This is a genomic window from Pseudomonas sp. MG-9, assembly GCF_018729515.1.
Lineage (GTDB): Bacteria > Pseudomonadota > Gammaproteobacteria > Pseudomonadales > Pseudomonadaceae > Aquipseudomonas > Aquipseudomonas serboccidentalis.
The window spans coordinates 470,918-495,815 of sequence record NZ_JAHHZH010000001.1; the positions used below are offsets into that span (position 1 = coordinate 470,918).

Annotated in this window: 20 protein-coding genes; 6 read left to right on the plus strand and 14 right to left on the minus strand. The window is 59.7% G+C overall.

Going from position 1 to position 24,898, the window contains the following annotated elements:
• Nucleotides 1-14: 14 nt before the first annotated feature.
• A complete protein-coding gene (locus tag KKQ10_RS02255) occupies nucleotides 15-392 on the plus strand; it encodes a response regulator (RefSeq protein WP_003225116.1) in 378 nt (125 codons plus the stop codon).
• 114 nt (nucleotides 393-506) lie between these two features.
• On the opposite strand, the gene KKQ10_RS02260 is transcribed toward KKQ10_RS02255, so the two are convergent.
• The 8 genes from KKQ10_RS02260 to KKQ10_RS02295 all read right to left on the minus strand — a co-directional run bounded on the left by KKQ10_RS02260 (nucleotide 507) and on the right by KKQ10_RS02295 (nucleotide 12,102).
• Nucleotides 507-2,177, minus strand: coding sequence for a response regulator (locus tag KKQ10_RS02260; protein ID WP_215500038.1), 1,671 nt, complete (start codon nucleotides 2,175-2,177; stop codon nucleotides 507-509).
• Nucleotides 2,174-3,676: an ATPase domain-containing protein gene (locus tag KKQ10_RS02265; RefSeq protein WP_215500039.1), complete on the minus strand. Its 1,503-nt coding sequence runs from the start codon at nucleotides 3,674-3,676 to the stop codon at nucleotides 2,174-2,176. Before KKQ10_RS02265 ends, KKQ10_RS02260 begins: the two co-directional genes overlap by 4 nt.
• A gap of 140 nt (nucleotides 3,677-3,816) precedes the next feature.
• Complete coding sequence (locus KKQ10_RS02270) at nucleotides 3,817-4,872, minus strand: tetratricopeptide repeat protein (RefSeq protein ID WP_215500040.1); 1,056 nt, start codon at nucleotides 4,870-4,872, stop codon at nucleotides 3,817-3,819.
• Nucleotides 4,873-5,135: 263 nt separating this feature from the next.
• Nucleotides 5,136-6,557 (minus strand): efflux transporter outer membrane subunit, encoded by a 1,422-nt coding sequence (locus KKQ10_RS02275; RefSeq protein WP_127647578.1) that lies wholly within the window; start codon nucleotides 6,555-6,557, stop codon nucleotides 5,136-5,138.
• A complete protein-coding gene (locus KKQ10_RS02280; RefSeq protein ID WP_215500041.1) occupies nucleotides 6,554-9,745 on the minus strand; it encodes an efflux RND transporter permease subunit in 3,192 nt (1,063 codons plus the stop codon). The genes KKQ10_RS02275 and KKQ10_RS02280 overlap by 4 nt, the downstream gene beginning before the upstream one ends.
• 15 nt (nucleotides 9,746-9,760) lie before the next feature.
• Nucleotides 9,761-11,014, minus strand: coding sequence for a multidrug efflux RND transporter periplasmic adaptor subunit MexE (gene mexE / locus KKQ10_RS02285; RefSeq protein ID WP_127647574.1), 1,254 nt, complete (start codon nucleotides 11,012-11,014; stop codon nucleotides 9,761-9,763).
• A gap of 272 nt (nucleotides 11,015-11,286) precedes the next feature.
• Entirely contained in the window at nucleotides 11,287-11,739 is a 453-nt protein-coding gene (locus tag KKQ10_RS02290) for a DUF805 domain-containing protein (RefSeq protein ID WP_215500042.1), read from the minus strand.
• Between the two features lie 15 nt (nucleotides 11,740-11,754).
• Nucleotides 11,755-12,102 (minus strand): DUF4190 domain-containing protein, encoded by a 348-nt coding sequence (locus KKQ10_RS02295; RefSeq protein ID WP_127647570.1) that lies wholly within the window; start codon nucleotides 12,100-12,102, stop codon nucleotides 11,755-11,757.
• 198 nt (nucleotides 12,103-12,300) lie between these two features.
• On the opposite strand from KKQ10_RS02295, the gene KKQ10_RS02300 reads away from it, so the two are divergent.
• Nucleotides 12,301-13,479 (plus strand): sugar transporter, encoded by a 1,179-nt coding sequence (locus KKQ10_RS02300; protein ID WP_215500043.1) that lies wholly within the window; start codon nucleotides 12,301-12,303, stop codon nucleotides 13,477-13,479.
• A gap of 72 nt (nucleotides 13,480-13,551) precedes the next feature.
• Here the strand turns inward: KKQ10_RS02300 and KKQ10_RS02305 are convergent, their stop codons facing one another.
• Nucleotides 13,552-14,478: a diguanylate cyclase domain-containing protein gene (locus KKQ10_RS02305; RefSeq protein WP_215500044.1), complete on the minus strand. Its 927-nt coding sequence runs from the start codon at nucleotides 14,476-14,478 to the stop codon at nucleotides 13,552-13,554.
• 115 nt (nucleotides 14,479-14,593) lie between these two features.
• Nucleotides 14,594-15,577 carry a zinc-dependent alcohol dehydrogenase family protein gene (locus tag KKQ10_RS02310; protein ID WP_215500045.1) on the minus strand — a complete coding sequence of 328 codons (984 nt, stop codon included), beginning with the start codon at nucleotides 15,575-15,577 and terminating at the stop codon, nucleotides 14,594-14,596.
• 238 nt (nucleotides 15,578-15,815) lie between these two features.
• On the opposite strand from KKQ10_RS02310, the gene KKQ10_RS02315 reads away from it, so the two are divergent.
• Nucleotides 15,816-18,182 (plus strand): phosphoketolase family protein, encoded by a 2,367-nt coding sequence (locus KKQ10_RS02315; protein WP_215500046.1) that lies wholly within the window; start codon nucleotides 15,816-15,818, stop codon nucleotides 18,180-18,182.
• A 4-nt stretch (nucleotides 18,183-18,186) separates the two neighbouring features.
• On the opposite strand, the gene KKQ10_RS02320 is transcribed toward KKQ10_RS02315, so the two are convergent.
• Entirely contained in the window at nucleotides 18,187-18,612 is a 426-nt protein-coding gene (locus KKQ10_RS02320) for a potassium channel family protein (RefSeq protein WP_127647560.1), read from the minus strand.
• Between the two features lie 55 nt (nucleotides 18,613-18,667).
• Nucleotides 18,668-19,315: a BON domain-containing protein gene (locus KKQ10_RS02325; protein WP_127647558.1), complete on the minus strand. Its 648-nt coding sequence runs from the start codon at nucleotides 19,313-19,315 to the stop codon at nucleotides 18,668-18,670.
• Nucleotides 19,316-19,539: 224 nt separating this feature from the next.
• Between KKQ10_RS02325 and KKQ10_RS02330 the strand changes: the two genes are divergently transcribed.
• The 3 genes from KKQ10_RS02330 (at nucleotide 19,540) to KKQ10_RS02340 (ending at nucleotide 22,211) form a co-directional block, all read left to right on the plus strand.
• Nucleotides 19,540-19,773: an Lpp/OprI family alanine-zipper lipoprotein gene (locus KKQ10_RS02330; protein WP_127647556.1), complete on the plus strand. Its 234-nt coding sequence runs from the start codon at nucleotides 19,540-19,542 to the stop codon at nucleotides 19,771-19,773.
• A 74-nt stretch (nucleotides 19,774-19,847) separates the two neighbouring features.
• Nucleotides 19,848-21,221 (plus strand): MBL fold metallo-hydrolase RNA specificity domain-containing protein, encoded by a 1,374-nt coding sequence (locus tag KKQ10_RS02335; protein WP_127647554.1) that lies wholly within the window; start codon nucleotides 19,848-19,850, stop codon nucleotides 21,219-21,221.
• A 102-nt stretch (nucleotides 21,222-21,323) separates the two neighbouring features.
• Complete coding sequence (locus KKQ10_RS02340) at nucleotides 21,324-22,211, plus strand: universal stress protein (protein WP_215500047.1); 888 nt, start codon at nucleotides 21,324-21,326, stop codon at nucleotides 22,209-22,211.
• A gap of 143 nt (nucleotides 22,212-22,354) precedes the next feature.
• On the opposite strand, the gene KKQ10_RS02345 is transcribed toward KKQ10_RS02340, so the two are convergent.
• Both KKQ10_RS02345 and arcD read right to left on the minus strand, forming a co-directional pair.
• Nucleotides 22,355-22,903, minus strand: a complete 549-nt coding sequence (locus tag KKQ10_RS02345) for an Hsp20/alpha crystallin family protein (protein WP_127647551.1) — start codon at nucleotides 22,901-22,903, stop codon at nucleotides 22,355-22,357.
• Nucleotides 22,904-22,979: 76 nt separating this feature from the next.
• The gene (gene arcD, locus KKQ10_RS02350) at nucleotides 22,980-24,473 is read right to left on the minus strand and encodes an arginine-ornithine antiporter (RefSeq protein ID WP_215500048.1); all 1,494 of its coding nucleotides are present in this window, start codon (nucleotides 24,471-24,473) and stop codon (nucleotides 22,980-22,982) included.
• Nucleotides 24,474-24,898: the final 425 nt, after the last annotated feature.

Below are 24,898 nucleotides of genomic sequence, written 5' to 3' on the forward strand. Positions count from 1 at the left end.
AACAAAGGCTTCCCATGAGCGTAGATGCACAAGATGTAGTACTCGTCGTCGAGGACGAACCGGTTATCTTGATGGTGCTGACAGATTACCTGTCGGGGCAGGGGTACCGTGTGTTGCAGGCCGAAAACGGCGAGCAGGCGTTCGAGATTCTCGCGAGCAAGCCGCATCTGGACATGTTGATCACTGATTTTCGTCTGCCGGGCGGCATCTCCGGCGTGCAGATTGCTGAGCCGGCAGTCAAGCTGCGCCCGGACCTTAAGGTGATTTTCATCAGCGGCTATCCGCAGGAAATCCGCGAGACCGGCAGCCCGATCACGCGCAAGGCGCCGATCCTGGAAAAACCGTTCGATCTGGATGTGTTGCAGGAAAAGATTCAGGAATTGCTGGCCTGATCTAAAAACACTGAAATGCCCCTGTAGGAGCTGCCGCAAGCTGCGATCTTTTGATCTTCAAAACAAGATCAAAAGATCGCAGCTTGCGGCAGCTCCTACAGGTGTTTTGGGGGGTCAGTTTTTGATCATTTCCCGCACCTTGGCGGTCAGCAGATCAAAGGTGAACGGCTTGGTGATCATCTGCATGCCGGAGTCGAGGAAGCCGCCGCGCACGGCGGCGTGCTCGGCATATCCGGTGATGAACAACACCTTCAACCCCGGGCGGTACTGCCGACCGATTTCCGCCAGTTGCCGACCGTTCATGCCCGGCAGGCCGACGTCACTGATCAGCAGGTCGATGCGCTGCGCCGAGTTGAGGATCGGTACCGCGCCGTCGGCATCGCTGGCCTCGACGAACGCATAGCCCAATTCACTGAGCACAGCGCTGACCAACACGCGCACGGCGGGGTCGTCTTCGACGATCAGCACCGTTTCGCCATCCAGCGCATCCGGGGCTTGCTCGATACTGGAAACCGGATGGTCGAGTTCCTCGCCACGAAAACGCGGCAGGTACAGTTTGACCGTGGTGCCCTGATCGATTTCGCTGTCGATCGAGACGTGACCACGGGACTGTTTGCTGAAGCCATAAATCATCGACAAACCGAGCCCGGTGCCCTGGCCGATCGGTTTGGTGGTGAAAAACGGATCGAACGCGCGGTTGATCACGCTCTGCGGCATGCCGCTGCCGTTATCGATGACGCTGAGCATCACGTAATCGCCGGGTTCGAGATTGGTGTAGGACTCGGTGAATTCGCGGGCAAGCACCTGATTGCTGGTCGCGACCACCAATTTGCCGCCATCGGGCATGGCATCGCGCGCGTTGAGCGCCAGGTTGAGCAGGGCGCTTTCCAGTTGATTGGGGTCGGCTTCGGCCACCCACAATTTGTCGTCAAGGCGCATGTCCAGCTGGATGCTTTCGTTGAGGCTGCGTTGCAGCAACTCGCCCATCGACAGCACCAGGGTGTTCATCTGCACCGCTTTGGAGTCCAGTGACTGCCGCCGCGAGAAGGCCAGCAAACGGTGGGTCAGGCCGGCAGCGCGGTTGGCCGAGGTCACGCCCAGATCGATCAGACTGTCGAGGTCATCGGTGCGGCCGCGAGCCAGCCGGCGGCGCAGCAATTCCAGACTGCCGATAATGCCGGTCAGCATGTTGTTGAAGTCGTGGGCGATGCCGCCGGTGAGCTGGCCGACCGCTTCCATTTTCTGCGACTGGCGCAGCGCTTCTTCGTTGTGCCGAAGTTGCGCAGTACGCTCCTCGACCTGTTGCTCAAGGGTTTCCAGAGTCGATTGCAGGCGCTGCTCGCTTTCACTCAGATCGATCAGGCGGTCGCGAGCGTCGTACTGTCGTCGGCGCCCGCGCAGGGCCGTGGAGACCAGGCTGACCAGGGTCGCCGGATGAAACGGTCGCTCAAGAAAGGTGACATTGCCCAGCAATTTGCTCAGGCGCGAGGAGGGGCCTTGTTCCGGGCCACCGTGGTGGGTCAGCAGGACGATCGGCAGATCCGACCAGGTCGGCTGTTGTTCCAGGTACAGCAACAGCGTTTCCAGCTCCGGGCCGCGCAGGGCTTCGGTGGCAATCAGCAGCAGGCCGGCGCCGGGCTCCAGTTCGGCGCACAACGCCCCCAGATCAGTGGCGATCACGCCACCAAAACCCGCCTCATTGAGGATCATCAGTGCAACCTGGCTGTCACGACCCATGGGCGCCAGGATCAGCGCCCGTTCCGACAGCGGTACGGCGACCGTCACAAGCCTTCTTCCCGCAGCAGAGGGTTGCTCGCGCCGAGGTAGGTCGGTACGCCACGCAGCACACCCTGGAAGGCTTCCAGCGGTTCACCGATGGTCATGCCCTGAGTCGAAATGCGGTATTCGCGGATCGTCGATTCGTGGCTGCCGGTGCGCTTCTTGATGATCGAGATCGCCCGGCGAACCTTGCCCAGAGCTTCGAAGTAACGCAACAGAATCACCGTGTCGGCCAGGTAAGTGATGTCGACCGGCGCCTGCATGTCGCCCACCAGACCGTGCTGGGCGACGGTCATGAAAGTTGCCGCGCCTTTGCGGTTCAGATACAGCAGCAACTCGTGCATGTGCAGCACCAGCGCATTCTCTTCAGGCATCGCCGCCTGATAACCGTTGATGCTGTCGATCACCACGGTCTTGATGCTGCCTTCGTCGACGCAGCGACGCACCCGGTGAGAGAACTCGCCCGGGGACAGTTCGGCGGCGTCCACTTGCTCGATCAGCAGGTTGCCGGTGGCTTGCAGGGCCTTGAGGTCGATGCCGATGTTTTTCATGCGTTCGAACAGCAGGCCCAATTCTTCATCGAAGATAAACAGGGCGGCTTTTTCGCCGCGTGCCACGGCAGCGGCGGCGAAGATCATCGAGATCAGCGATTTGCCGGTCCCCGCCGGGCCGAGTATCAGCGTGCTGGAGCCGGTTTCGACACCGCCGCCCAGCAGTGCATCCATTTCCGGGATGCCGCTGCTCAGTTGCAGGCGCGGGTAGTCACTGCGATGTTCGGCGGCCACCAGACGCGGGAACACATGCACACCGTCGCCCATGATGGTGAAGTCATGGAAGCCACCACGGTATTTCTGGCCGCGGTACTTGATCACCCGGATGCGTCGGCGCTCGGCGCCATAGTTGGGCGTCAGCTCTTCGAGGCGGATTACCCCGTGGGCGACGCTGTGCACGGTCTTGTCGAGGGACTCGGTGGTCAGGTCGTCGAGCAGCAGGACCGTGGCGTCGTAACGTACGAAATAGTGTTTGATGGCCAGAATCTGTCGACGGTAACGCAGAGAGCTTTGCGCCAGCAGGCGAATCTCCGACAGGCTGTCGAGCACCACGCGGGTCGGCTTGAAGCGTTCGACCACTTCGAAAATCTGCTTGGTGGCTTCGCCCAGCTCAAGGTCGGAGGAGTACAGCAGGCTTTGTTGATGCTCGGCGTTGAGCAGACTTTCCGGCGGTGTCAGCTCGAAGGTTTCGATGTTTTCGTTCAGTTCCCAGCCGTGGGAGGCCGCGCCCTGACGCAGTTCACGCTCGGTTTCCGACAGCGTGATGTACAGACAGCGTTCGCCGGCGCGGGCGCCAGCCAACAAAAAATGCAACGCGACGGTGGTTTTGCCTGTGCCGGGTTCACCCTCGAGCAAAAACACATGACCTCGGGACAGACCGCCGGCCAGGATGTCATCCAGGCCGGCGATGCCGGTGGCGGCTTTTGCACTGATCAACTCGTTGGACGTAGACAAAGAATGCCCTCTCATGACTAGGGGAATCGAGGCAGCAGGCTGTACAAGCCGTTGTGCACTACCTGATTACTTGACCGCTGCGGGTCATGACGGTTCCGAGGTTTCGATATCAACGTGTCATTGATCACACTGGCAGCGGCTCAAAGCCCTTGCTGCAAGGCCGGGTCGTCAGGGTTCATCTGTTCCAGTTGCGCCAGCAGGATCTGCACGTTCTGCAACTGGCCGCTTTCCTTCCAGTAATTGATCAGCAGCACCCGGGCCTTGCGGTCGGCGGGATGGCGTTGCACCACTTCCTGCAATTGCTTTTGCGCGGCATCCAGTTCTTCAGCGGCGTGCAGAGTGGTCGCCAGGTCGTAACGGTAGTCCTTGTTGTCAGGCTCCAGTTCGACGGCTTTGGACAAGCCGAGCAGGGCGAACTCACGCTGGCCGTGGTGCAGCAGCCACAGGCCCAGCGCGTGCTGCAGATAGGCGGAATTGGGCTGGCTTTGCAATTGTCTGGCGAGCAATTGGCGGGCGGCGTCGCTCTGGCCCTGACGGTCGAGGACATCGATCTGCATCACCAGCGCCGGCAGGTTTCCCGGTTCCAGACGCAGGGTGTTGTCGAGCGCTTGCTGGGCCTGTTGCAGTTCGGCGTTGTGCAGATACAGGCGGGCGAGCTGGGCGTAGGTCGCGGCGCTTTCCGGTTGGCCTTTGAGCACCTGTTCCCAGCCATCGATCGCTTGCTGCAGCGGGGCGAAATACAGACCGAGTTCATCCGGTGTCAGGCCCAGCAGGGCGTTGATCGCGGCGAAGCGCACGCTTTGGTCTTCATCGTCGAGCATCGGCCCGAGCAACAGGCTGCGCTGGCCGCCGGGCACCAGGCCCACGATGCTTTGAATCGCCGCCAGCCGCACCTCGGGGGCTTCGTTCTGCAGATGGGCATCGGCCAGTTTCAGGGCTTGTGGGCTTGGGTAATTAGGCAACTCGGCCAGCAGCCAGACACTGCGCTTGACCGACAGGTCCGGACGGCCCAGTTGTTGATACAACTGCCGCGCCGCCCCCGGCTGACCGGAGCGGGCCGCGGTGAGGGCTTCGCTGTAGCCGCGCTTGATCGCTTCGGGTACGACCGGCGCGGTGGTGCGCAGGGATAGCCAGGCAACGACGATGAGCAGCACGAGGCCAAGGCTGATGAGCAGGTAGCGGCGGGACTGAGGCATGCGATTTCCGTGAACGGGTGTTCTTTAGCAGAGGGGCAAGCTTCGGTCAGACAAGGCCATCAGTCAAACCCGGGCTTGCGAATTGATCTACAGGAGCTGCAGCAGGCTGCGATCTTTTGATGTTGCTTCTAAAAACAAGATCAAAAGATCGCAGCCTGCGGCAGCTCCTACAGGGGGGGGCACAAAAAAGCCCCGCGACCGAATGATACGCGGGGCAAAAAATTGGTTGGTTGCGGCCAACCAAAGGAGCTCGTTGGAAAACGTTACTTGCTGGCGACGGTTTCCGGCTGCCAGCCACCACCCAAGGCCTTGTAGATTGCGACGATGCCGCGATACAGATCGACTTCGGCCTGGGCCTGGCTGTCTTCGGCGTTCAGGCGTTCGCGCTGGGCGTCGAGCAGCACCAGGAAGTCGGTGGTGCCTTCGCGGTAGCGGATTTCTGCCAGATCGGCAGCCTTGCGGCTCGATTCACTCTGGCGGATCAGCGAGATTAGCCGTTGCTGACGCTTGCCGTAATCGCTGAAGGCGTTTTCCGATTCTTCCAGGGCCAGCAGCACTTGTTGCTCGTAGGTCGCCAGTGCGCCTTCGGCATCGGCATCGGCGCCGCGCAAACGCGCACGCACGCTGCCGAGGTCGAACGCCGCCCAGGTGATGCTCGGGCCGAGCGCCCAGGCATTGGCCGCCGAGGAACCGATCTGCGAGCCACGCCCGGCCGTCCAGCCGAGGAAGCCGCTGAGGCTGACCCGAGGGAACAGATCGGCCTTGGCCACGCCGATTCGCGCGGTGGCCGAAGCCAGTTTGCGTTCGGCACTGAGGATGTCCGGACGCCGTTGCAGCAGCTCGCCCGGGTCACCGATCGGCAAGGCCTTGGCAATGGCCGGCAAGTCTTTCGGACTCAGGTCGACGGTCAGTTTGTCCGGACGCTCACCCAGCAGGGTGGCGATGCGGTTCTTCTGCCGAACCTGTTCGGCCTGCAGTTGCGGCACGCTGGCTTCAACCGAGGCCAGACGCGCATCGGCACGTTCGACGTCGAGCTGATCGCCCACGCCGGCGTCACGCAGGCTGATGGTGATCTTGCGCGACTCCTGCTGGTTTTCCAGGTTGGCCACCGCAATCTTCTCGCGCAGCTGCGCACCACGCAATTGACCGTAGGCGTCGACCAGTTCGGCAATCATGGTGACTTGCAGTTGGTACAGGTCGGCTTCGGCCGCTTGCTGGTCGGCGTCGCTGGCTTCCAGATTGCGCTGGATGCGTCCGAACAAGTCCAGCTCCCAGGCCATGTCCAGCCCCAGGTCATAGCGTTCGCTGTTGACCCGGCGGGTGGTCTGGCCGGGGATTTGTCCCTTGGCGAGATCACTGCTGGCGCGGCTGGTGATGGTCGGCATTGCATCGTTGCTGACGTCGTCGCGGATCGCCCGGGCGGCTTTCCAGCGAGCGAACGCCACACGCAATTCGCGGTTGCCTTGCAGCGATTGGGTCACCAACTGGTTGAGGGTCGGATCGTCGAATTGCTGCCACCAGATGCCTTCGAATTTCGCACGGTCGAAGTTCTTTTGCCCGGCGGCGCCGTCGGTGGCGGTCGTGATGTTGGCCGCCTCCGTGGCAGGGGTCTTGTAGTCGGGGCCGACGGCGCAGGCGCTCAACGCCAGCACCAGCAGACTCGGCAGGAAGACTTTCAGACTCATTGTTGCGCCTCCAGTGGCTGTTGAAGATTGTTCGCCTTGGCCGCTTTGCGGGCTTCGCCACGCTCGACGAAATTACGAATCAGCACGTAGAACACTGGCGTCAGCAACAGACCGAAGAAGGTCACCCCGAGCATCCCGGAGAACACCGCCACACCCATGGCGTGACGCATCTCGGCACCGGCACCGCTGGAGAACACCAATGGCACCACACCCATGATGAACGCGAAGGAGGTCATCAGGATCGGCCGCAGACGCAGACGGCAGGCTTCCAGTACCGCGGCCAGCGGGTCGAGACCTTCCAGCTGTTTATCCTTGGCGAATTCGACGATCAGAATCGCGTTCTTACAGGCAAGTCCCACCAGTACGATCAAGCCGATCTGGGTGAAGATGTTGTTGTCGCCGCCGGAGACGATCACCCCGGTGATGGCCGACAGCAGGGTCATCGGTACGATCAGGATCACCGCCAGTGGCAGGCTCCAGCTTTCGTATTGAGCGGCGAGCACCAGGAACGCCAGCAGTACGCAGAGCGGGAACACGAACAGCGCGGTGTTGCCGGACAGGATCTGCTGGTAGGTCAGGTCGGTCCACTCGTAGGTCATGCCGTTCGGCAGTTCATCCTTGAGCAGTTTCTCGATGGCTTTTTCGGCCTGGCCGGAGCTGTAGCCGGGAGCTGCCGCACCGTTGATTTCAGCGGTAATGAAGCCGTTGTAGTGCATTACGCGATCCGGGCCCGAGGTGTCGCTGACCTTGATGAAGGTCGCCAGCGGGATCATTTCGCCCTTGTTGTTGCGCACTTTCAGCTGGCCGATCTGGTCGGATTCGAGACGGAACTGCTGTTCAGCCTGAACGTTGACCTGATAGGTGCGCCCGAAGCGGTTGAAGTCGTTGGCATACAGCGAACCCAGGTAGATCTGCAGGGTGTCGAAGATGTCGCTGACAGCCACGCCGTGGGTCTTGGCTTTTTCGCGGTCGATGGCGGCATCGACCTGTGGCACGTTCACCGTGTAACTGGTGAACAGCCCGGCCAGTTCAGGCACGTTATGGCTCTTGGCGATGATGTTCATGGTTTCCTTGTAAAGCTCGTCGTAGCCCAGGTTGCCCCGGTCTTCGATTTGCAGGCGGAAACCACCAATGGTGCCCAGGCCTTGTACTGGCGGTGGCGGGAAGATCGCCATGTACGCTTCCTGAATGTTCGCGTACTGGCCGTTCAGGGCCCCGGCGATGGCACCGGCGGACATGCTCGGGTCTTTACGCTCGTCGAACGGTTTCAGGGTCACGAACACGATGCCGGCGTTCGGGCTGTTGGTGAAGCCGTTGATCGACAGACCGGGGAACGCTACGGCGCTTTCCACGCCCGGCTGTTTCAGGGCCAGGTCGGACATGCGCTTGATCACGTCTTCGGTACGATCCAGGCTCGCGGCGTCCGGCAGTTGTGCGAAGGCCACCAGGTATTGCTTGTCCTGGCCCGGTACGAAACCGGTCGGGGTGCTGGAGAAACCGAAGAACGTCAGCACCATCAGGCCTGCATACAGGAACAGGGCGATACCGCTGCCACGGATGACCCGGCGTACAGTACCGACGTAGCCATGGCTGGCCTTGTCAAAGAAGCGGTTGAACGGACGGAACAGCCAGCCACCGAAGATCTTGTCCAGCACTTTGGAGAAGCGGTCTTTCGGTGCGTCATGACTTTTCAGCAACACCGCCGCCAGTGCTGGCGACAGGGTCAGCGAGTTGAACGCCGAGATCACCGTCGAGATCGCAATGGTCAGCGCGAACTGCTTGTAGAACTGCCCGGTGAGGCCGGAGATGAACGCCGCCGGAACAAACACCGCACACAACACCAGCGCCGTCGCGATGATCGGGCCGGTCACTTCGCCCATGGCCTTTTTGGTCGCATCGAAGGGGTTGAGCCCCAGTTCAATGTTGCGCTCGACGTTCTCCACGACCACGATGGCGTCGTCCACCACGATCCCGATCGCCAGTACCAGGCCGAACAGCGACAGGGCGTTGAGCGAGAAGCCGAACAGGTGCATCACCGCAAACGTACCGATCAACGATACCGGCACCGCCACCAACGGAATGATCGAGGCGCGCCAGGTCTGCAGGAACAGAATCACCACCAGTACCACGAGGATCAGCGCTTCGAAGAGGGTGTGGACCACCGCCTCGATCGAGCCGCGCACGAAGATCGTCGGGTCATAGACGATGCTGTAGTCCATGCCTTGCGGGAAGCCTTTCTTCAGCTCTTCCATCTTGTCGCGAACTTCGTTCGAGATCTGGATGGCGTTGGAGCCTGGACGCTGGAAGATCGGGATCGCCACCGCCGGCTGATTGTTCAGCAACGAGCGCAGGGCGTACTGGCTGGACCCCAGCTCGACGCGAGCGATGTCTTTGAGGCGGGTGATCTCGCCATTGTCGCCGGAGCGAATGATGATGTTCTCGAACTCTTCCTCGGAGACCAGACGGCCCTGCGTGTTGACCGACAGCTGGAAGCTCTGCGCATTCGGGGCAGGGGGTGCACCGAGTTGACCGGCCGCCACCTGACGGTTCTGTTCACGAATCGCCGTCACCACATCGGTGGCGGTCAGGTTGCGTGAAGCGGTCTTGTTCGGATCGAGCCAGACCCGCAGCGAGTAGTCGCCCATACCGAACAGCTGCACGTCACCGACACCGCCCAACCGCGCGAGCTCATCCTTGATGTTGAGGATCGCGTAGTTGGAGAGGTAGAGCATGTCGTAGCGTTTGTCCGGCGAGGTCAAGTGCACAACCATGGTCAGGTCGGGCGACGCCTTGTCGACGGTGATACCGATGCGCGTCACTTCTTCTGGAAGTTTCGGTTCGGTACGGGTCACCCGGTTTTGCACCTGTACCTGCGCGTTGTCCAGGTCGGTGCCCAGGGCGAAGGTGATGGTCAGGGTGATCTTGCCGTCAGCAGTGGACTGCGAGGACATGTACAGCATGTTCTCGACGCCGGTGATGGCTTGCTCCAGTGGAGCGGCCACGGTTTCACCGATGACTTTAGGGTTGGCGCCCGGGAAGTTGGCACGTACCACCACGGTTGGCGGCACGACTTCCGGGTATTCGCTGATCGGTAGCTGGAACAGCGAGATCGCACCGGCGATCAGGATCAACAGCGAGAGCACCGCTGCGAAGATCGGCCGTGAAATGAAGAATTGGGAAAAATTCATCGGAGTTGTCGTCCCTTAACCGCGTGGGGTCGTAGCCGCCAGCTTCACAACCGATCCCGGCGCGCCTTTGGCAGGTGCGACTTTGGGCAGGTTGCTGGCTTCCAGCGCTTGACGTTGTTGAGCCAGGGCGGCAATGGTCTGCTCGCTGGCCATCGGGATCACTTCAGGGGTCACCGGCGAACCAGGACGTACCCGCTGCAGGCCCTTGACGATGATCGTGTCGTCCTTGTTCAGGCCGGTGCGCACGATGCGCAGGCCCTCGATCTTCGGACCGAGTTCGACGGCGCGGTAGACGGTTTTGTTGTCCGCATCCATCACCAGCACGAACTTCTTGCCCAGGTCGGTGCCGACCGCTTCGTCATTGATCAGCATGGCGTTGTAGGTGCCGCTGCCGACCAGTTTCAGTCGTGCGTACAGGCCCGGGGTGTAGGTGCCGTCGCTGTTGTCGAACACGGCGCGACCACGGATGGTGCCGGTTTTCGGGTTGACCTGGTTATCGACGAAGTTCATCTGGCCCAGGTGCGGATTGCCGTCTTCGTTGGACAGGCCCATGTACACCGGAGTGGTGGCGCCGCGCTGACCGTTACGGGCGAGTTGGGTGTATTTGAGGAACACACGCTCGTCAGCATCGAAGTAGGCGTAGACCTTGTCGGTGGACACTACGCTGGTCAGCGGGGTGGTATCGGCGGTGACCAGGTTGCCGGCGGTGATCTCGGCACGGCTGACGCGGCCGCTGATCGGCGCGGTCACGCGGGTGAAGCTCAGGTTCAGTTTGGCCAGGTCCAGCTGCGCTTGCAGGGCACCGACAGCGGCGCGGGCCTCTTGTGCAGCGCTGGTGCGCGAGTCGGCCAGTTCAGCAGAGATGGCGTTGCTGGCACGCAGGCGTTCACCACGTCCGGCTTCGTTTTCACTGCGAGTGGCGTTGGCGCGGGCCTGGGCGACCAGGGCTTCGAGGCGGCGAACCTCTGCCTGGAACGGGCGCGGGTCGATCTGGAACAGCAGGTCGCCTTTCTTGACCAGCGCGCCTTCGGTGAAAGCGACCTCGTCGATCTGGCCGGAGACCCGAGGACGGATTTCAACGGTTTCCGGCGCCTCAAGGCGCCCGGTGAATTCGTCCCACTCGTTGACCGGTTGTTCCAGCACCTTGGCCACGCTGACTTTGGCAGCAGGCATAGTGGCGGCAGTCTCCGGAGTCTTGCCGCAGGCGCTCATCACCAGTACGGCCAACAGGGCCAACGGGAAGCGCAAATGTTTGAGTGACTGTTCCATGGAATCATCCGCCAAAGTATTGAAGATGGGCGGATGATGCTCGGCGGGGTGTGATGGCACGAATCGAATGAAGCAAAGGTAACTATCATTCGGAATGATATAAGACCGATTCGAGCCCTCTAGCATGCACCTTTCGTTAGGGTGCTATCAATCGGTTTGATGACAAATGTGTGTTGCGTGGCGAGTAAAAGTACCAAGGGTTTATCAGAAGCAGGTTGCACAAACAAAGAGACGGCCATGAAGGCCGTCTCGATCAACAGTTGCAGGCTGACTCAGTTGTTACCTTTGCGGTTCGGCCCGAAACGGTTTGGACCTGGCTGGCTGTCTTGCACCAGGAACACCAGGTTGACGATTGGCAGCAGCAACCACCAACCGCTGCGGTCGGTGTCGTGCATGCGGCGCGCACCGACGGCAATGCTCGGCAGGAACATCGCCAGGTTGTAGAGGTTGGCAAGGATGCCCTTGGTATTGAGCATGGCGTCGAGGACACCCATGACAATGCAGATACCCAGGTTGATCAGCGCGAACATCCAGTATTCGCGGCGAGTGGCACGCCCTTGGAATACGGCGTAATTCTTCAGTGCTTCCATGTAAGGGTTGCCCGTCGTGATGGCGGGGCCGCTTGCAAAGGACTGTTGAGTGGCCTGAGGCGCACCGCACTGTGGGCATGCCACGGCCAGGCTACTAATTTCCTTGGCGCAACCGCGGCAGAAAACCATGCTCATATTTTTTCCCTAAAATTATTCAATCGATAGACAGGACAAAACGAACGCGGCAAGGCCTGACAAAATGATGCCGGCGATCGCGAGGTTTCTTCCTGGGTGTTTTTGGTTGATACAGACGATGCCGCAGGTGAGGCCCGCAAGGCTGAAGATGCCCACACCGACAATCGCATCCCGGTCCCATTCGGAGTCATCAAACAGGGTCAGTGCGCTGATGATCCCGAGGATCAATGAAACGATGGCCAGCCAGGGTATTTCGGCTTGCGTTTGCGGCACAGAGGCCTGTTGGGCAGCCCCGCATTGGGGGCAGGTGAGCGCCGTTTCGTGTAGCTCCTTGGCGCAAGCACGACAATAGACCATTGCCATCGTTTTCCTTAACTGAGTGCGAATGCCCGACCCTCCATCGGTCGGGGCGGCGGTAAGTTATACTTTATTACCGGATTTGTCATTATCACTTTGCCATCATGGCTGCCGGACTGGCAGAGACTCGCAAGACACCCATAGACACCCACAGACGGAAACGGATCGTGCGTGCGCGATCACCGAAGAGTAAACGACGTTTAAATGAACAATTCTACGACTACAGCCAGCGGCAATTGGTACGCGGTGATTGCCTTGGCACTGGCTGCGTTTGTGTTCAACACCACCGAGTTTGTGCCTGTCGGTCTGTTGAGTTCGATCGGCAACAGCTTCGACATGTCGACCGCGCAGGTCGGCCTGATGTTGACCATTTACGCGTGGGTGGTGTCTCTGACGTCGTTGCCGATCATGTTGCTGACGCGCAACGTCGAACGACGAAAGCTATTGATCGTGCTGTTCGGGATGTTTATCGCCAGTCATATCCTGTCGAGTCTGGCGACCAGCTTCGGTCTGCTGCTGGTGAGCCGGATCGGCGTGGCGTTATCGCACGCGCTGTTCTGGTCGATCACCGCGTCTCTGGCCGTGCGTCTGGCACCACCGGGCAAACAGGTTCAGGCCCTGGGCTTGCTGGCAACCGGTACTTCGCTGGCGATGGTATTGGGGATTCCCCTGGGTCGGTTGTTGGGCGAAGCCATGGGCTGGCGCACCACATTCATCGTGATCGCGGCGTTCGCGGCCACGCTGATGCTTTGCCTGACGAGGGTTCTGCCGTTGTTGCCCAGTCAGAATTCGGGCTCGCTGAAAAGTCTGCCGATATTGTTGAAGCGGCCTGCGCTGGTGGCGATCTATATCCTGACCGCCTTGGTCGTGACGGCACAGTTCACCGCTTACAGCTACATCGAGCCTTTTATTCTGACCGTGGCGGGCATGAGCGGCGATGTGGTGACGTTCATCCTGTTGTTATTCGGTGGCGCCGGTATTTTCGGCTCGCTGCTGTTCAGCTCCGTGCACAGCTATAACCCTCAGCGCTTTTTGATCGTGTGCGTGTCGTTGCTCATTTTGTGCCTGGCATTGCTGTTGCCTTTGAGCGGCAAGGTCTCGTACCTCGGCACGCTGAGCCTGTTCTGGGGCATGGCGATCATGGGCTTCGGGCTGGCGTTGCAGTCGAAAGTCCTGACGCTGGCGCCGGATGCCACCGATGTGGCGATGGCGCTGTTTTCAGGGATCTACAACATCGGTATCGGCGGCGGGGCACTGGTAGGAAGCTGGGTCGGCAGTCAGTTGGGCTTCGCTTACATCGGGGTCGTGGGTGGCGTGCTGGCGGCTTTGGCGCTGTCGTTTTACTGCCTGTCGGCTTATCGCATCGCCCGGGCCGAGGCATGAGTTCGAAGCCTTGCGTTCGCCGACAGGCGCCTTTTCATTTCGAGCGCTGACCCACCGTGCTGCCGACCGGCATCACATCGATGGATAGTCGCAGGCCGGTTCGCAAGCCTGTTCCAACAGGCTCAAACGACAGGCGTTGCCACCGCTGCGTTTGGCCTCGTACATCGCACTGTCTGCGCGTTCGAGCAACTGCTCAACGCTCGCGCCATCCGCCGGGTACAGACTGATACCGACGCTGATATGCGTCTCGATCCGTTGATTGTCGTTCATGAAGGGTTGCGCGATGGCGGCGATCAGTTTGTTCGCCAACGCCTGGATCAATTCGATCCGGTCCATGCCGCAAACCAGGATCGCGAACTCGTCGCCGCTCAGGCGCGAGACCACATCTGACCTGCGCACCGACTGGCCCAGGCGCTCGGCCACGGCCACCAGCAGCCGGTCGCCGCAGGCGTGGCCCAGCGTGTCGTTGACGCATTTGAAACGGTCCAGATCGATGAACATCAACGCCAGGGACTGATGATGACGGGCGGCGGAAATGATCGCCTGATTGAGCAGGTTCAGAAACAACACCCGGTTGGGCAATCCGGTCAAGGCGTCATGGAACGCCAGCTTCTGCATCGCGGCGCGTTCTTCATCCATGACCTTGAAGTTGTGCAGGATGGAGATGAAATGGGTCACGGCGCCGTGAGGGTCGAGCACAGGAGTGATGACCTGGTTGACGATGCAAGTGCCGCCATCCTTGCGACGTTCGACCATTTCCCCCTGCCAGGTCACTCCGGCCAGGATTGTCATCCATAGATGGCGATAGAACGTGGTGTCTTGGCGTCCCGATGACAGCAAATGTGGCGTTTTACCCACCAGCTCCGGCTTGGAGTAGCCGCTCAGCAAGCAGAATGCTTTGTTGATCCAGACAATGCATCCCGTGCGCTCTGTTATCAAAACCGGATTTGTCGCGGCGTCCAATGCCCTCACCAGTACTTGCTGGTCATTTTCGATCATTGCACCCCTCCGATTGCAGTTGACGCGCAATCCCTGACTTCAGGCTAGGTCAGTGCACCGCGGATTTATTGATCAAAATCAACCTTTGCGCTTGTATACCTATCGTCAAACGCGGTCACGGCGTGAGCACAATCGCACCGTTGAATTGCCCTGCGCGTAAAATCGCCAGGGCCTGGTTGGCGTCCTCCAGGGCAAACCGGGTGACATCGCAGTGCACCGGGGTGTGTTGCAACTCCTGGAAAAACGCGCTGCCGTCTTCGCGTGTCAGGTTGGCCACCGAGCGGACACTGCGTTCACCCCACAACAGTCGATAGGGGAACGCCGGAATGTCGCTCATGTGGATCCCGGCGCAAATGACGCATCCCCCCTTGACGGTCACCGCCAGCGCTGCCGGCACCAGTGCGCCCACCGGGGCAAAGATCAGGCTGGCGTCAAGCAGGTGTGGCGGTGCCCGGTCGGACGGTCCGGCCCATTCCGCGCCCAGAGAGCGGGCGTAGGCTTGACCTTCGTCGTCATCGGGACGGGTGAAGGCGTACACCTGCTGGCCACGCCCGAGCGCCACTTGTATCGCCAGATGCGCAGCAGCACCGAACCCATAAAGCCCAAGATGCTGAGCCCCCCGGGTCATTTGCAGCGCTCGAAAGCCGATCAGTCCGGCACACAGCATGGGCGCCGCCTGCAGGTCTGAAAGCGTCTGAGGGAGAGCAAAGCAGAAACGCGGATCGGCAACGGTGTATTCAGCATAGCCACCGTCCAGGTGACATCCGGTAAAGCGTGCCTGATCGCACAGGTTCTCCTGGCCCGAGCGACAGAACGCACACTCACCGCATGTCCAGCCCAGCCATGGCACACCCACCCGCCGACCGATCCAGTCGGGCGTGACCTCTCGGCCCACCGCCGTGACCAGACCGACGATTTCGTGGCCCGGCACCCTGGGGAACACGGCTTGCGGCAATTCACCGTCGAGCAAATGCAGGTCGGTGCGACACACGCCGCAGGCCAGCACTTTAAGCAAAACCTGATCGGCGGCGGGGGACGGGACTGGGCGTTCTTCGAGTCTCAGCGATTGGCCGGGGGCGTGCAGAACCATGGCGCGCATGAGCAAACTCCTGAATGTGCGACAAGCATAGGTGTCTTGGCTTCGCACGTGCTTTTCATTCGGCCTTTGAGCGGGATTACGGACAGACGGGGTGCCCGGTTTTCGGAGGCGCGGGTAGCGTCGCCTCTATTGAGCTTCAGGGGTGGCCGCAAGACTTGATGTAGATCAAGTCTTGCGCGTAGCAGGCTTCCAGAATCGAACGATGACAATGGGTCATCGGCCTTTCGCGGAGGACTTCATGAGTGATTTTTTAAATGCCGAGCAATTGGAAGGGGTGGACGCCTATTGGCGTGCCTCCAACTACCTGGCCGTGGGGCAGATTTATCTGAAGGACAATCCGCTGTTGCGCGAGCCATTGACGCTGGCCCATATAAAACCGCGATTGCTGGGGCATTGGGGGACTACGCCGGGGCTGAACCTGATCTATGCCCACCTCAATCGCCTGATCATTCAATATGACCTCAACGCGTTATTCGTCGCAGGGCCCGGGCATGGCGGGCCTGCACTGGTGGCGCAGACCTACCTGGAAGGGACTTACACCGAGTGCTATCCCTCGGTGGAGCGCAATGCCAACGGCCTGCAACGCTTGTTTCGGCAGTTCTCATGGCCCTACGGGATTTCCAGCCATGTATCGGCGCAGGTGCCGGGGTCGATCCACGAGGGCGGCGAGCTGGGTTACAGCCTGGCCCATGCCTATGGGGCGGCGTTCGATAATCCGGACCTGATCGTGGCGTGCGTGATTGGTGATGGCGAGGCCGAAACCGGTACGCTGGCGGCCAGTTGGCATTCCAACAAGTTCCTCGACCCGGCGCGTGATGGCGCGGTGCTGCCGATCCTGCACCTCAACGGCTACAAGATCGCCAACCCGACGATTCTGTCCTGCATCAGCGAGGAAGAGCTGTCGGCCCTGATGTATGGCTATGGATACGATCCGTACTTTGTCGAAGGTGATGACCCGGCACAGGTACATCAGGATCTCGCCAGAACGCTGGACACCATCATTGTTAAAATCCGCGACATCCAGCGCCTGTCGCGTCAGCCCGCCGCCACTGCGCAGCGGCCCCTTTGGCCAATGTTGGTGCTGCGCACGCCCAAAGGCTGGACCGGCCCGAAATTCGTCGACGGCCATCGTGTGGAAGGGACCTGGCGCGCGCATCAAGTGCCATTGGCGGATTTCCAGCAACCGCTGCATGTGCGTCAGTTGGAAGACTGGTTGAGCAGCTACCGTCCTGACGAACTGTTTGACGACAACGGCGCCTTGATCCCCGAAATAGCGGCGCTGGCACCCACCGGTCATCGACGCATGAGCGCCAACCCGCACGCTAACGGTGGCCTGGTGCAGCCGCTGAACCTGCCACGCTTTACCGATTATGCCGTGGCGCTGTCGGCGCCGGGCGCCATGCGCGCGGAAGCGACCCGAATACTCGGGACGTTTTTGCGTGACGTGATGAAAGACAACCGGCAATCGAACAACTTTCGGTTGTTTGGCCCGGACGAAACCGCCTCAAATCGACTGGACGCGGTCTACGAGGTGACCGCCAAGGCATGGATGGAGCCTTTGCACACCGAGGACATCAACCTGGCCCCTGACGGTCGCGTGATGGAAATCCTCAGCGAGCAAGTGTGCGAGGGGTGGCTTGAAGGCTATCTGCTGACCGGTCGCCACGGTTTGCTGTCGTGTTACGAGGCCTTTATCCATATCGTCGACTCGATGGTCAATCAGCATGCCAAATGGCTGAAAACCGCCGCCGAAGTGCCTTGGCGAAAACCCGTTGCGTCGTTGAATTTCCTGCTCACGTCACACGTCTGGCGTCAGGACCACAACGGATTTTCTCACCAGGATCCGGGGTTCATCGATTTGGTGGCGAACAAAAAGTCGGACATCGCACGCATCTACCTTCCACCCGATGCCAATTGCCTGTTGTCAGTGGTCAATCATTGCCTCAAAAGCCGTGACTACATCAATGTCATCGTCGCCGGCAAACAGCCGGAATGGCAGTGGCTGGACATCAATGCAGCGTTGCGTCATTGCCAGACAGGCATCGGCCGCTGGGAATGGGCCTGTCACAACGACGAACAACCTGACGTGGTCATGGCTTGCGCTGGCGATGTACCGACCCTGGAAACCCTCGCTGCCGTGACCCTCTTGCGTGGCTACGTCCCGGACTTGCGCGTGAGGGTGATCAACGTCGTGGATTTGATGGTGCTGCAGCCAGGGTGGCAACACCCCCATGGTTTGCCGGACAGTCACTTCGATGACCTGTTTACCCTCGATAAACCGGTGATTTTCGCTTTCCACGGCTACCCGGCGTTGATCCATCGCCTGCTGTACAAGCGCGCCAGTCACGATAATTTCCACGTGCGTGGCTTCAAGGAGGAGGGCGCCACCACCACTCCGTTCGACATGGCGGTCATCAACAACCTGGACCGTTATCAACTGGCGCTGGATGTGATCGAGCGTGTTCCCCGGCTGCACGCGCAGGTGCCGACCGCCAGAGCCCGCTACTGGTCGATGATGGAGAAACACAAGCTCTACCTCATCGAACATGGCGAGGACCTGCCCGAGGTACTGAACTGGCAGTGGACGCCGCCGGTTGTCGACTGAGCGGCTATTTGCTCTTCCAGTATTTCTGCATTTCGAGGAACAGGAAGGAGGCGGTCCAGGTGATCAGCACCAGGCCCGTCAAAGCCTCCAGACCGGTGAGGTACTTGAGATTGCCGACCGGGGCAATGTCACCAAAACCGATGGTCGTGTAGGTCGTGAAGGAGAAGTACACGCAGTCCATATACGAGCCGTCAAAGCTGCCCGTGAGCCGCCCCCAATCGCCGGACCGCGACATCAGGAAGTAGACCAGGGCGAAACACCAGACCTCTATGGCATGAGCCAGCAGCCCGCCGAACACCCCGACGACGATGCGGAACCGACTCCAGTTTTTCAGTTTAGGCAGCCAGTCGTTCAGGCGTGAAAGGCATTCGTAGTGAATCAACACGGCGGCGATCACCACCAGGGTGTTGATCAGGGTGACGACCAGCATGGCGACTCTCCGGCATCAGATGGCGCCCGCAGCCAGGGTGATCGGCACCGTGAGCTTATGCCAGCAGCAGATGATCTTCGACTCTGCTAACGCCGGGCACCGACCAGGCGGCTCGTTCTGCGATCTGGCGCTCGCGCCACAAATGGACGCGGCCTTCGAGCTTCACAACGTCGCCTTCGACGTTGACGCGAATATCCTGAGCCTCCACTTCGGCGTTGCGCTTGAGTGCGGCTTCAATGCGCTGCTGGATATCAAAAACGTCCAGCCGTGGGCGCAGGATCAGACGATTGTCCACGCCGATTACACCGGACAACTTGCGGACACAACGCTCTACGGTTTCCTTCTGGTATTGCCAGTCCACTTCACCTTCAAGCGTGACCCGGCCGTGTTGCACGATGACTTTGACGTCGCCTTCGGGAACGTCGGAACTCCAGTGAATGATTTTCAACGCGCGCCTGGCGATGGTGTCGTCCTCCGTTCCCGAATTGGCGTTCAGCTTTACCTCGATTTCTTCGGCCAGTGCACGCACACCTTTGATGCTTTTCACCACACGTTCTGCAGTGACTTTCTGAGCGTAGCTGTTGACGTGCCCGCAGAGCGTGACAACACCGTTATCTACGCTGACCCCGATGTTGGCGGCATTGATTTCAGGCTGGAATTCGAGTTCTTCCAGAATGGTTTTGCGCAGATTCAAATCGCTCATGGCGGCGTTCTCTCTTCGGCGTGAGGCTCACGAACGGTGAGCACCCGGTCAGTTCTTTTCTACGCCTGAACACCGGAAAATCATTGAGCTATATCAACAATGCCCCTTTGCCTGGCGATTGAACGATGCGGCCATTAGTTGACAAAAATCAGAGCCGGCAGCAAGTGACGACAGATACTCGAACTATCGATTCAGCAGAGTCGCGATCAATCAAGGGGAAAGCCATGAACACGCGCTGGTCCATCGTTGTGCTGAGTATTGTGTTGGCCACGACCACCGGGTGCAGCCACCGTCATGCCCAGGAAATCGATGCTCGACTGGAATCCGCCGAAGACAATGCGGCGACGGCACGCTTGCGCGCCGACGAAGCGATATTGAAAGCGGAACAGGCACAGCGTGCGGCTGATGAGGCCAATGAGCGCGCCAGACGGATGGCTGAAAAAGCGACACACAAGTAGTGGGCGTTTACATCGACATCCGTAACCCAAAAGAGCGATCGATAGCGCTCCCATGACGGTTCAAGGAAACGACCATGCAAATGACATTTCTCGGTGCTGCCGGCACGGTCACCGGCAGCAAGTACCTGCTGGAACATCACGGTAGGCATGTCCTGATCGACTGCGGTTTGTTCCAGGGCTACAAGCAACTGCGCTTGCATAACCGGGATCCGTTCCAGATTCCCGTACGCGACCTGGATGCCATCGTGCTGACCCATGCCCACCTGGATCACAGCGGCTATCTGCCGGTGCTGGTACGCAATGGGTATCGCGGCCCGGTGTATGCCACGGCGGCGACCTGCGAGCTGGTGAAAATCCTGCTGCTCGACAGTGGTCGTCTGCAGGAAGAGGAGGCGAGTTTTGCCAATAAACATGGTTTCTCCAAGCATTCGCCGGCGTTGCCCTTGTACACCGAGCAGGATGCCGAGCAGGCATTGAAACTGCTGCAGCCGATCGAATTGCATCACCGGATCGAGGTTATTCCGGGGCTGAGCATTCTGCTGCGCGGCGCGGGCCACATTCTGGGCGCTGCCACCGTCGAGGTCGTCGCCGATGGCACCACGCTGGTGTGCTCGGGTGACCTTGGGCGGCCAAACGATCCATTGATGTACGCCCCGGAAATCATCGAGCAGGCCGACTATTTGCTGGTGGAATCGACCTACGGTGATCGTCGGCACCCAGATGACGCGCCAGAGAAGCAAATGGCTGAGGTGATCAATCGCACGGCACTGCGCCATGGCATCATTCTGGTGCCTTCGTTCGCGGTCGGACGCGCGCAACTGCTGATGTATTACCTCTACCAACTCAAACAGCGACACGCGATCCCTGACCTGCCGGTGTACCTCAATAGCCCCATGGCCACCGACGTCACACGCCTGTATCAACGTTTTCGCAGTGAACACCGCTTGTCATTGGAAGATTGCGAGGGGATGTGCCGGGGCACGCAATTTGTGCGCTCGACTCAGGAATCCATTGATCTGGACCAGCAACGCACCCCCGCAGTGATCATCGCTGCCAGCGGCATGGCCACCGGTGGACGAGTGCTGCATCACCTCAAGGCACTGGCGCCCAACCCGCTGAATGCACTTCTGATGCCGGGCTTTCAGGCCGGCGGCACGCGCGGGGCACAAATTGTCGCGGGTGTCCCGTCGGTGCGGATTCACGGGCAAGACGTACCGATTCGCGCCGAAGTGGTGCCGATGCAGACCCTGTCCGCACACGCCGATGCCGATGAAATCATCCAGTGGCTGCGTGGCTTCAAGCGCGCCCCGAAACACACCTACGTGGTGCACGGCGAGCCCAATGCCTCGGACGTCCTGCGCCGGCGCATCAGTCTGGAACTGGGATGGTCGGTGTCGGTGCCGGAATATCGCGATCAAGTCGAACTTGGCGGCGAAACGGCTCAGTGACTGAGCTCGCCGTGTGAGTACGGCTGTTCCTGCCAGGCTTGACGGTGCTTCTTGTCGGCGCGGTTCCTGGCTTCGGCGAACCTGTTTTCTGTGGAGACAATCATGAGCCAATATCAACATTTGTTGCTGGTCATCAACCCGTCTCTGCGCCGCTCGCCGGCGATCAACCATGCTGCCGCACTGGCAAAGGCAAGTGGTGCGACGCTCCATATCAGGGCGTTCGTAAAGTCGCTGGATATCCTCTCGATGCTGGAAGAGGGCGATCGTGAGGAGGCCCGCGCGAACTATTTGCAGGATCATCGTGACTGGCTCAAGTATCAAGCGATCAATCTGCGGGGCATAGGCCTTGAAGTGACAGCCGAGGTCGGCTGGTCCGATGACATGAAGCAAGAGATCCTCGATTACGTAAATGAAATGAAGCCCGACCTGTTGATCAAGGAAGTGCAACACGAGTCGACACTCAAGCGGGCGTTCTTCACGCCGCTGGACTGGCAGTTGCTGCGCCATTGTCCGGTACCGGTTTATATGTTGAGCGGCACTGGACATGCCTTGCCGCGCAAGGTTGTAGCGGCAGTAGATGTCGCAATGAGCGACGAAGGCGGTGATGCGCTAAATGACCGCATCATTCAGCAGGCCACGGCCTTCGCCATCCAGTGCGATGCCGAGTTGCACCTGGTGTACGCCTATGACGTTTCCCAGGAATTTCTGGAGGGGCTGGGTGATGGCTTGAGGGGCTCGGAGCTGAGCAAAGCCCTGCGCAAGGAACTGGAAGCGTCTTACATCACATGGGCCAATCGGTATGGTGTGCCTGCCGAGCGCCGGCATTTCGTAGTGGGGCATCCAGTTGCGGCGCTCAGCGAATTCGCCGACGAGCAACAGGTGGACGTGATCGTCATGGGCAGAGTGCAAAATCACGGGGTGGACAAACTGCTGAGCAGTACCACCGAACACATTCTGTATCAGGTGCCCTGTAGCGTACTGGCGGTCTAGCGTGATCGATCACGCCGGCCCGCTGAATGGTAGAGCCGGGCAGCCTGTCTCGGGCGTTCTGTTCATGCAGGTAGCCCCGCAACGATGAGAGGCGCAAAAAGCCCCTTGCCGATTCACCGATAAGGGGCAGAGTAGCCTGGGACTTACGCGCCTTTGATGGGCACGACTTTGTCCGCTTTTAGCGCTTCAGGCTTTTTCGGCAACGAGATACTCAACACGCCTTTGGAGAAACTCGCGTCGATTTTTTCAGCGTCGACGCCTTTGGGCAGCGTAAATACTCGTTCAAAGGAGCCGTAGTGACGCTCGCTGAGGTGATAGCCTTTCCTTTTTTCTTCCTTGTCCTCTTTCTTTTCACCTTTGATGATCAGGCTGCCGTTCGACAGTTTGATCTCGATGTTCTTCTGATCCATGCCGGGTAGCTCAGCCGTAATTTCGTAGCTTTTATCCTTCTCGCTGATGTCGACCGCCGGCATGTTGAAACCGTGCAGTTCGCGACGCCAGAGCGGTTCGGTATCGAACAGCCCGCGACCAAAGGGTGAAAGTCCTGAGCCACGGTTGAAGTCTTCGAACAGGTGATCGACTTGCTGGCGGAGCTTTTCCAGAGGTCGCCATAGGTCCGTTGTCATCGGCTGCTGGCCGGATTTGTTTTTTACTTCGGTAGTGACTGGCATCTTCTTCACGGAATTGCTCATTTTCGGTACTCCATTGCGAATGGAAGGCGGCCGACAATCATCCTGTCTGCAAACCGCCAGGACAGAACAAGCTTCCTTAAAGCGTTAGCGTCCCGGACCACAGCATCCAGCCGGCGTAAGCCGCTGCTGCCCAGATAATGATCAGCAGGCCCGTCTCGGGACCGCTGAGCGGCTGGCCCTGACGGGCTCTCAGCGTGCCCAGATAAATCAATGAGCCGGGGGCGTAGAGCAAAGCACTGAGCAAGAGGTATTTAGGCCCGGCGGCATACAGCAGCCAGACGCAATACAGCGTGGCGACCAAGGCGATTGCCATGTCGCGTATTTGCATTGCGCGATGGCCGGCGTAGGTTTCGCCCTGCCACGTCATTTTCAGTGCATAGAGGCCGCTGAACAGATACGGCAGCAGAATCATCGAGGTGGCGAGGGAAATCAGGGCCAGGTAACTGGCACTTGAGTACAGCGTCAGCAGCAGAAACAACTGAATGCATCCGTTCGTGAGCCACAGTGCATTAGCGGGCGCGCCACGGGTGTTTTCCTCTCCAAGCGACACCGGCATGACCTTTTCTCTGGCCGGGGTAAACACCGATTCGGCTGCCAGCAGCGTCCAGGCGAGCAGGGCACCGCCGACTGAAATGATCAAGCCAATACTGATCAATACCGCGCCCCACGGCCCGGCGGCGGCTTGCAGAACACCGGCCATCGAAGGGTTTTTCAGGGCCGCCAGCTCCGGTTGTCTGAGAATGCCCAGCGACAGCAAGGACACGGCAATCAGCAGCAACAGTGTGATGACGAAACCGATGACCGTGGCTCTACCGACGTTGGCGCGTTCGGCAGCGCGGGCAGAGAACACGTTGGCGCCCTCGATGCCGATGAACACCCAGACAGTCACCAGCATTGTGCTTTTGACTTGATCAAACGTGCTGCCCAACGCGGGTGTCCCCCAGAAATCCACCATGAAGGTTTCACGCTGGAAGGCGGCAATCACCAAGCCGATGAATAGCAGCAACGGCACCACCTTGGCCACGGTTGTCAGGGCATTGGCCCGCGCCGCCGTGCGCATGCCTCGCAGGATCATCCAGTGCAACGACCACAACACTACGGATGCTCCGGCGATCGCCGCTTTGTTGTTGCCTTCGCCAAACAGCGGGAAAAAGTAACTCAGCGCGGCGAACAAAATCACCAGATAGCTGACGTTGCCGATCCAGGCACTGATCCAGTAACCCCAGGCGGAGTTGAAACCGAGAAACTCACCGCCCAGTGTCCGGGCATAGGCGAACACACCGTTGTCCAGTGCGGGCTGGCGATTGGACAGGGTCTGATAGACCAACGCCAGCGACAGCATGCCGACGCCGGTGATCACCCAACCAATCAGAATCGCTCCTGCGCCCGCGCTGGCCGCCATGTTCTGCGGCAGGCTGAAAATACCGCTGCCGATCATCGACCCAACCACCAGCGCGATCAGCAGGCTCAGTGACAAGCGTTTGGGTTCAGCCTTGCGCAGACTGACAGTCAGAGGTTGCGGCCTGGCGGGGGGAATGCTGGGTTGAATGTCTTGCAGTTGAGTAGTCATGACAGGCCTCCACGAAGACTGGGTCGTCTGCATCGGCCGCGGACGCGGTTCTTGCAGACGTCAAGGAACAATCTCGGTGAGAAGGGCGTGTCTGTGGTTGATAAATGTCAAATTAGAGAAGAACAGCTATTTGGGAAATGAAGCTCTCTGGCATCCATTGCAGGCGAGGAGGTTGTATCCGACATGGACTCGGGGGCACTTCAGGAACCTGCTGCGAGTTTTTTCGAAGTGCCCGATCTCGCATTAAAGGCTATCGGGGTCGCCGAAGAACATCTTGACTAGGCTCTGGCGGTGGTTTCAGGTCGAGAAATTTTTAGCTTGCCCCCAGTTTTGTCCCCCAACGCTCACTGGGCTTGGGCGGAAGGCAAGCCTTCACCCAGAATACGGTTCTGAATGGCCCCTAATAGTTCTCCCTGTCCTTTGGC

Excerpts from the sequence above, each read along its gene's own strand:
- KKQ10_RS02335 (WP_127647554.1), top strand. The coding sequence starts at position 19,848 with ATGCAAATGACATTTCTCGGTGCTGCCGGCACGGTCACCGGCAGCAAG.
- KKQ10_RS02330 (WP_127647556.1), top strand. The coding sequence starts at position 19,540 with ATGAACACGCGCTGGTCCATCGTTGTGCTGAGTATTGTGTTGGCCACG.
- KKQ10_RS02310 (WP_215500045.1), bottom strand. The coding sequence starts at position 15,577 with ATGCGCGCCATGGTTCTGCACGCCCCCGGCCAATCGCTGAGACTCGAA.
- KKQ10_RS02270 (WP_215500040.1), bottom strand. The coding sequence starts at position 4,872 with ATGCCTCAGTCCCGCCGCTACCTGCTCATCAGCCTTGGCCTCGTGCTG.
- arcD (WP_215500048.1), bottom strand. The coding sequence starts at position 24,473 with ATGACTACTCAACTGCAAGACATTCAACCCAGCATTCCCCCCGCCAGG.
- KKQ10_RS02280 (WP_215500041.1), bottom strand. The coding sequence starts at position 9,745 with ATGAATTTTTCCCAATTCTTCATTTCACGGCCGATCTTCGCAGCGGTG.
- KKQ10_RS02320 (WP_127647560.1), bottom strand. The coding sequence starts at position 18,612 with ATGCTGGTCGTCACCCTGATCAACACCCTGGTGGTGATCGCCGCCGTG.
- mexE (WP_127647574.1), bottom strand. The coding sequence starts at position 11,014 with ATGGAACAGTCACTCAAACATTTGCGCTTCCCGTTGGCCCTGTTGGCC.
- KKQ10_RS02275 (WP_127647578.1), bottom strand. The coding sequence starts at position 6,557 with ATGAGTCTGAAAGTCTTCCTGCCGAGTCTGCTGGTGCTGGCGTTGAGC.
- KKQ10_RS02255 (WP_003225116.1), top strand. The coding sequence starts at position 15 with ATGAGCGTAGATGCACAAGATGTAGTACTCGTCGTCGAGGACGAACCG.
- KKQ10_RS02340 (WP_215500047.1), top strand. The coding sequence starts at position 21,324 with ATGAGCCAATATCAACATTTGTTGCTGGTCATCAACCCGTCTCTGCGC.
- KKQ10_RS02315 (WP_215500046.1), top strand. The coding sequence starts at position 15,816 with ATGAGTGATTTTTTAAATGCCGAGCAATTGGAAGGGGTGGACGCCTAT.
- KKQ10_RS02345 (WP_127647551.1), bottom strand. The coding sequence starts at position 22,903 with ATGAGCAATTCCGTGAAGAAGATGCCAGTCACTACCGAAGTAAAAAAC.
- KKQ10_RS02325 (WP_127647558.1), bottom strand. The coding sequence starts at position 19,315 with ATGAGCGATTTGAATCTGCGCAAAACCATTCTGGAAGAACTCGAATTC.
- KKQ10_RS02300 (WP_215500043.1), top strand. The coding sequence starts at position 12,301 with ATGAACAATTCTACGACTACAGCCAGCGGCAATTGGTACGCGGTGATT.
- KKQ10_RS02290 (WP_215500042.1), bottom strand. The coding sequence starts at position 11,739 with ATGAGCATGGTTTTCTGCCGCGGTTGCGCCAAGGAAATTAGTAGCCTG.
- KKQ10_RS02305 (WP_215500044.1), bottom strand. The coding sequence starts at position 14,478 with ATGATCGAAAATGACCAGCAAGTACTGGTGAGGGCATTGGACGCCGCG.
- KKQ10_RS02295 (WP_127647570.1), bottom strand. The coding sequence starts at position 12,102 with ATGGCAATGGTCTATTGTCGTGCTTGCGCCAAGGAGCTACACGAAACG.